6 protein-coding genes are annotated in these 6,284 nt (G+C 68.8%); 1 reads left to right on the top strand and 5 read right to left on the bottom strand.

Annotated features, from left to right (window positions below; translation table 11 throughout):
• From GWI24_RS38870 to GWI24_RS38850, 5 genes are all read right to left on the bottom strand, one after another.
• On the bottom strand, positions 1-741 hold a 741-nt coding region (locus tag GWI24_RS38870), incomplete at its 3' end, for an aminodeoxychorismate/anthranilate synthase component II (protein WP_247617501.1).
• 78 nt (positions 742-819) lie between these two features.
• On the bottom strand, positions 820-1,416 hold the full coding sequence (locus GWI24_RS38865) for a hypothetical protein (RefSeq protein ID WP_210950741.1): 597 nt from the start codon (positions 1,414-1,416) through the stop codon (positions 820-822).
• Positions 1,417-1,725: 309 nt separating this feature from the next.
• Positions 1,726-2,997: an ornithine--oxo-acid transaminase gene (rocD, locus tag GWI24_RS38860; protein ID WP_247617500.1), complete on the bottom strand. Its 1,272-nt coding sequence runs from the start codon at positions 2,995-2,997 to the stop codon at positions 1,726-1,728.
• Positions 2,997-3,806, bottom strand: coding sequence for a dimethylargininase (ddaH, locus tag GWI24_RS38855; protein WP_210950740.1), 810 nt, complete (start codon positions 3,804-3,806; stop codon positions 2,997-2,999). Before ddaH ends, rocD begins: the two co-directional genes overlap by 1 nt.
• A 134-nt stretch (positions 3,807-3,940) precedes the next feature.
• Complete coding sequence (locus GWI24_RS38850) at positions 3,941-4,432, bottom strand: Lrp/AsnC family transcriptional regulator (protein WP_020866202.1); 492 nt, start codon at positions 4,430-4,432, stop codon at positions 3,941-3,943.
• Positions 4,433-4,957: 525 nt separating this feature from the next.
• Between GWI24_RS38850 and GWI24_RS38845 the strand changes: the two genes are divergently transcribed.
• Positions 4,958-6,284: beta-ketoacyl synthase (locus GWI24_RS38845; protein WP_210950739.1), on the top strand; the 1,327-nt coding region annotated here is incomplete at its 3' end.

The raw sequence follows: 6,284 nt of genomic DNA, 5'->3' as shown, positions 1-6,284 counted from the left end.
CAGTTCGGTTCGGGGGTCCGCCTCGGGGATGGGCGGGGAGCCCGGCGCGGTGGCCGCCTTGGCCGCCTTGGCCGCTTTGGACGCCGTACGGGCGCGGCGCGGCTCCTCGGCGGAGGCGGGGGTCACGGTGGAGGTCACCGACTCGCCGTTCGCGTGCTCAATGGTCAGATCGCGGAAGTTGCTGAGCATGCGGTGGCCGTATCCGGTCAGCACCGACTCCGGGTGGAACTGGACGCCCCACAGCGGACGGGCCCGGTGCCGCAGCCCCATCAGCACACCGTCCTCGGACCAGGCGATGCCCTGCAGCCCCAGCGGCAGCGGCTCGGCCACGCACAGCGAGTGATAGCGCACGGCCGTGAAGTCCTGCGGAAGGCCGCGGAACAGCCCGCGCCCGCCGTGTTTGATCCGGGACAGATGCCCGTGCTTGGGCTCGGGCGCGGACACCACCCGCGCCTGCGCGCCGAGCGCGATCCCCTGGTGCCCCAGGCACACCCCCAGCACCGGGATGGGCGACCGCTCGATCAGCCGGGCGGTGGCGCCGAAGTCCCGGGGATCCGCCGGATGGCCGGGGCCGGGGGTGAGCACGATGTTGTCGAACGCGGAGAGATCGATGTCCGCGCACTCCGGCGCGTCATGCAGAAGCACCTCCGGTTCCTCGCCGTTGACCTCGGTCAGCAGATGAAAGAGGTTGTACGTGTACGAGTCGTAATGATCGACGAGGAGTGTCCTCAGCGATTCCATCCGGATTTGCCTCCTTGCGATGAGAAAACCGACCGGGTATCACCCGCCCCGGCCATCGGGCCGCGACGCCCCGCTCACCTACCGGCGAGCGCGTGGGCCGTCGGCCGCCATCCGCCTGTGACGTCCTCGTATCGACTGAAGCGGCGGGTGGAGCCACTTCTTCAGAAGCCGCTGCAGCCGTGGCATGACCAGCCAGGTCACCATCGCGGTCACGCCGAGACACAAGGCCAGGGTCCGCAGCAGGAAATTGGTGTCCTTGATGAACGGGATCACCAGCACGTTGAAGAGGAGAACCGGAGGGAAGACCGCGCTCAGATTCACCAGCCACAGCTTCCATTTGGGCGGTGGCGGCAGTGGCCGCACCGGCCCTTTGAACCAGTTCTCCAGTCCCGAGGTGCGCTGCGTTCCCTTTTCCTCGACGAAGGGCCCGGTACGGGACGCCAATCGCGCGCGCTCCAGCGAGGAATCCCATGCCCGAGCCGGTCCTTCCGCCTCGAACCGGTAGAGGACGTGCCACTCCGAGGAGGTTGAACCGGATCCCATCACCCCGCCTCCGAGATATCCCGGGAGGCTTGCCGCGGTATTGAGCATCTCGATCGCCCAGGCATAGAACTCGCTTTCGCGGCCGGGCTCCACCCGGTATGCGGCAGTCACCGTGACCGGCTCACTGTCCACTCCAGCCGCAACTCCTTTCCGCGCCGTTGCCTTCGCCTGTTGGGTGCGGCGAGATGACACGAAGTGTTCCACACCGTGCGATCGGGAACAGTGGAATGCTCAACAATGTACATAAAAACTCGGAAAGGCCGCCGTGACCTGGGCGTTACCTACGGTTCGAGGTTCTGACAGGACCGCGACGGGGTCGCTGATAAAGAATCTCCGAGCGGGATTGAACATGACGAAGCGCCGGGCCGTATGAAACGTAATGCGGCCCGGCGCTTCGTGGTTCCGATCAATCGATCAGCTCGATCGGCTGCGTCCCCCCGATCAGCCGAGTACCTTCTCCAGCGCCGCCAGCGCCCCCTCCAGCTCCTCACGGGTGATGGTCAGCGGCGGTGCCAGACGGATCGTCGAACCATGGGTGTCCTTGACCAGGATCCCCTCGGCCATCAGCCGCTCGCTCACCTCGCGGCCGGTGCCGAGCGCGGGGTCCACATCGACGCCCGCCCACAGCCCGCGGCAGCGGTAGCCCACGACGCCCTTGCCGGTCAGCGCGGCCAGCCCGTCCCTCAGTACCTCGCCCAACTCCCGTGCCCGGCGCTGGAATTCACCGGTGCGCAGCAGGTCGACCACGGCCGAGCCGACCGCCGCGGCCAGCGGATTGCCGCCGAAGGTGGAGCCGTGCTCGCCGGGGCGCAGCACTCCGAGCACCGCACGGTCGGCCACCACCGCCGACACCGGCACGATGCCGCCGCCCAGCGCCTTGCCGAGCAGCAGCACATCCGGCAGCACCGACTCGTGCTCTACGGCCAGCGTGGTGCCGGTGCGGCCCAGGCCGGACTGGATCTCATCGGCGATGAACAGCGTCCCGGTGCGCCGGGTCAGCTCGCGCACCCCGCGCAGATAGCCGTCATCGGGGATGACCACGCCCGCCTCGCCCTGGATGGGCTCGATGAGGACCGCCGCCGTGGTCTCGTCCACGGCGGCCTCCAGCGCCGCGAGGTCGTTGTACGGCACGACGCGGAATCCCGGGGCGAACGGGCCGAAGCCGTCGCGGGCCACGGGGTCGGTGGAGAAGCCGACGATCGTCGTCGTACGGCCGTGGAAGTTGTCGGCCGCCACCACGATGGTGGCCTGGTCCGGGGCGACGCCCTTCACCTCGTACGCCCACTTGCGGGCGACCTTGATGGCGCTCTCCACCGCCTCCGCGCCGGTGTTCATCGGCAGCACCATGGAGAGCCCGGTGAGCTCCGCCACCCCCTCGGCGAACCCGGCCAGCCGGTCGTTGTGGAAGGCCCGGGAGGTCAGCGTGAGCTGGTCGAGCTGGCGGTGGGCGGCCTCGATCAGCGCCGGGTGGCGGTGGCCGAAGTTGAGGGCGGAGTACCCGGCCAGCATGTCCAGATAGCGGCACCCCTCGACGTCCCGGACCCAGCTGCCCTCGGCGCGGGCGACGACCACGGGCAGCGGGTGGTAGTTGTGCGCGAGCGAGGTCTCCTCGGCGTGGATCAGCTCCTGCGAGGAGCGAGCGGCACCGTTCGCCAGGGCCGAGCCGGAACCGGAGGCGGTGGAGTCGGAGGCGATGGAGGTGGTGGCGGTCATCAGCGGATCTCCTGTGTGCAGCACTTGATGCCCCCGCCGGCCTTGTGCAGTTCCGACAGGTCGATGGGGACGGGGACGTAACCGCGGTCGGTGAGCTGGTCGATGAGCCCGGTGGCCTGGGGCGCGACGAAGACGTGCCGGCCGTCGGAGACCGAGTTGAGCCCGAAGGCCATGGCGTCGTCGCGGGTGGCGATGAGCGCGTCGGGGTAGAGCCGCCTCAGCACCTCACGGCTGCCGGGGGAGAACGCCTCCGGGTAGTACGCGATGGTCCGGTCGTCGAGGACGAACAGCGCGGTGTCCAGGTGGTAGAAGTACGGGTCCACCAGCAGCAGGCTGATGGTCGGCACCCCGAAGAACTCCTGCACCTCCTGATGGGCCGCCCGGGTGGTGCGGAAGCCGGTGCCCGCCAGGACGTAGGGCCCGGCCGGCACCAGGTCGCCCTCGCCCTCGCACACCGATTCCGGCGGATGGACGTCGAATCCGGCCGCCTTGAACCACCGTTCGTAGGCGAGCTGTTCCGGCCGGCGCTGCGGTGCGTGGAATCGCGAGCCGAAGACCCGGCCCTCCAGGACGAGGGCCGAGTTCGCCGCGAACACCATGTCCGGCAGTCCCGCCACCGGCTCGATGAATTCGACCCGATGGCCGTGGTCGCGGTAGGCGCGGATCAGCGTCTCCCATTGCGCCTGGGCGAGGTCGGTGTCGACCTCGGTGTCCTCACGCATCCAGGGATTGATGGCATACCGCACATCGAAATATCTGGGGGCACAGGTCAGGAAGCGCCTGGGGCGCGGCACACGCGTAAGGGGCAACGGAGGATTCCTCTCGCTTCCGCGGGCGACCGGGGGGATGAATCAACGGTAGAAAGCGGAGGAGAGGGGAGACAAGAAAAGAAAACTGCGTGTCGGTGCACCGATGCTGCGTGCGGGGGCTGGTTCGCGGCGGTTCATTGCGTCGCGGTCGCGGGAGGGGCCGCGCCGGCCTCCGCACTGCCCGTGAGCAGGTGCGACAGCACCATGTAGCTGATCGTCTGGCGGACGAAGGGCTCGGCCCGGATGCGCTCCAGCACCTCCTCGAAATGCTCCACATCGGTGGCCATGACATGCAGCAGGGCGTCCGCGCCGCCGGTCACCGTCATGGCCGCGATGATCTCCGGATAATTGCGCACGACCTCCGCGAGGCGCCGGGGTGGCGCGGCGCTGTCGCAGTACACCTCCACATACGCCTCGGTCCGCCAGCCGAGGGCGGCCGGGCGCACGGTGGTGGTGAAGCCGGTGATCACATCGGTCTCCCGCATCCGGTCGACGCGGCGCTTGACCGCGGAGGCCGAGAGTCCGATCGCGGCGCCGATCTCCGTGAAGCTGGTCCTGGCGTTGGCGACCAGCGCCGCAACGATTTTGCGGTCCAGATCGTCGAACGGTACGGACTGATGTGTCATCATCTATCACCCTTTGCGTGTCTTTCGCCCCCTGTGCGAAGGGGCCTCTTCCCTGTGCTCAAAACCGCCGCATACTCAGTGAGTGCCTGAGGCGTCTTTTTCTCTACGCTCTTTCAGAAAGATTCCACAAGAGGGGGCGTGAACCGGGGCACGAGCCCCCTTTTCTCCGGGGTCGCGCGGTATGGGCTCCGGGGGTACAAGGGCGGTGCGCCGGAACGGCCGAATCCACCGCGGTGATGCGACACCACCTACCGGCCCCTGTCCCTCCAGGCGTAGCGTCAACTATTCCACCTGTCCTTTCCGAACGATGAGCGGCTCTCCCGACGGAGACGACTCACCATCCAGCGGGGAAAGGCTTCGAGTACGTCCAACGCCGCGCCGCACGCGCCGAATTCACCATGAACCGATTCCGGAACACCGGCGGTCTCACCGTGCATTCGGCGACTCGCCGTACCGGCGGACCCGTACTCGGGTGTGAGCGAAAGGGACCACCGTCATGACCCTCCTCAGATCCGGCAGGGCGTCGTGAGCCCGCACCGGCACTCACCCCGGCCGGCCCCCGGGGGCCCCGGAAACCCACGGGACGCCGTCGTCACCGGCCTGGGTTTCTGCCTCCCGGGCGGCGCCGAACCCGTCTTCACCGCGGCCCAGGTGTGGGACATCGCCTCCCACGGCCGCACCGTCCTCGGCCGGCACGGCATCCACTACGGCTCGGTGCACCTCAGTGCCGAGCAGTTCGCCGAACGCCTGCCCGACATCCCCGAATTCTTCTCCCGCCACTACACCAACGCCCACCGCTACGGCCTGGTTTCCCTCGTCGAGGCGTGTGCCGACGCCGAACTCGACCTGGCCACCGGCGATCTGCGCGAGGCGGCCGTGCTCGTCGGCCGTGGCAGCGTGGACGCCAATGTGGACAGCTATATCACCCTGCTCGGCGTCGACCCCGACTCCGCCACCGCCATCGACATCCTGGAGATGCTCGCCGCGGCCGAACAGGCCGCGTCACCCTCCGATGTCGCCGTCGTCCAGGGCGCGCTGACCCGGACCGTCGGCCCCTGCTTCACCGTCTCCTGCGGCTGCTCGTCGGGCGCCGTGCAGCTCGGCAACGCCCGCCGTCTCATCGCGGCCGGCGAGACCGACCTCGCGGTGGTGACCGGCGTCGACGTCTTCAACGTCGACTTGATCCAGAAGGGCCAGCGACTGCTGCACGGCGCCAAACACGCCTTCGAGGCGATGGGCGCCGTCGGAATGCCCGAACCGCTTCCGTCCTTCGACTCCCTGATGCGCCCCTACGACCGGCACGCGGACTGCATCAACCACGGCGAGGGATCCGCCACCGTGATCCTGGAGAGCAGGGAGCACGCCGCCCGCCGCGGCGCCCACCTCTACGGCCAGGTGCTCGCCGCCGCCATGACCCGCGACGGCCTGGCCAACCCGCTCACCGCCGACGAGTCCGGCGTCCAGCTGGTCAGGGCCGTACGCCTGTGCCTGGGCGACCGCTGGCGGATCGAGCAGGTGCCGTACATCAACGGCTCGAGCGACGGCGACGCGGTCGTCACCGCTCTGGAGGCCAACGCCGTCCGCGAGCTCTACGGCCCCGATTCCACCGTGCTGATGTCCTCCCAGGAAGGATGCTTCGGCCACCACGGCGCGGCCTCCGGCTGCCTCGGTCTCGCCCTGACCCTGATGATGATGGAGTTCGGCGAGGTGTGCCCCACCGCCAACTGCGAACAGCCCGCGGACGGACTCCCCTTCGACCCCGTCCCCGGCACCCGCACCCGTCCCCTCGATTTCGACCACGCGCTCAGCTTCAACTACCAGATCGGTGGCGTGAAGCACGCGATGCTGCTGG

It is taken from the genome of Streptomyces sp. MK37H (genome assembly GCF_018035285.1).
GTDB lineage: Bacteria > Actinomycetota > Actinomycetes > Streptomycetales > Streptomycetaceae > Streptomyces > Streptomyces endocoffeicus.
This window is presented reverse-complemented; position numbering and strand designations above follow the sequence as displayed.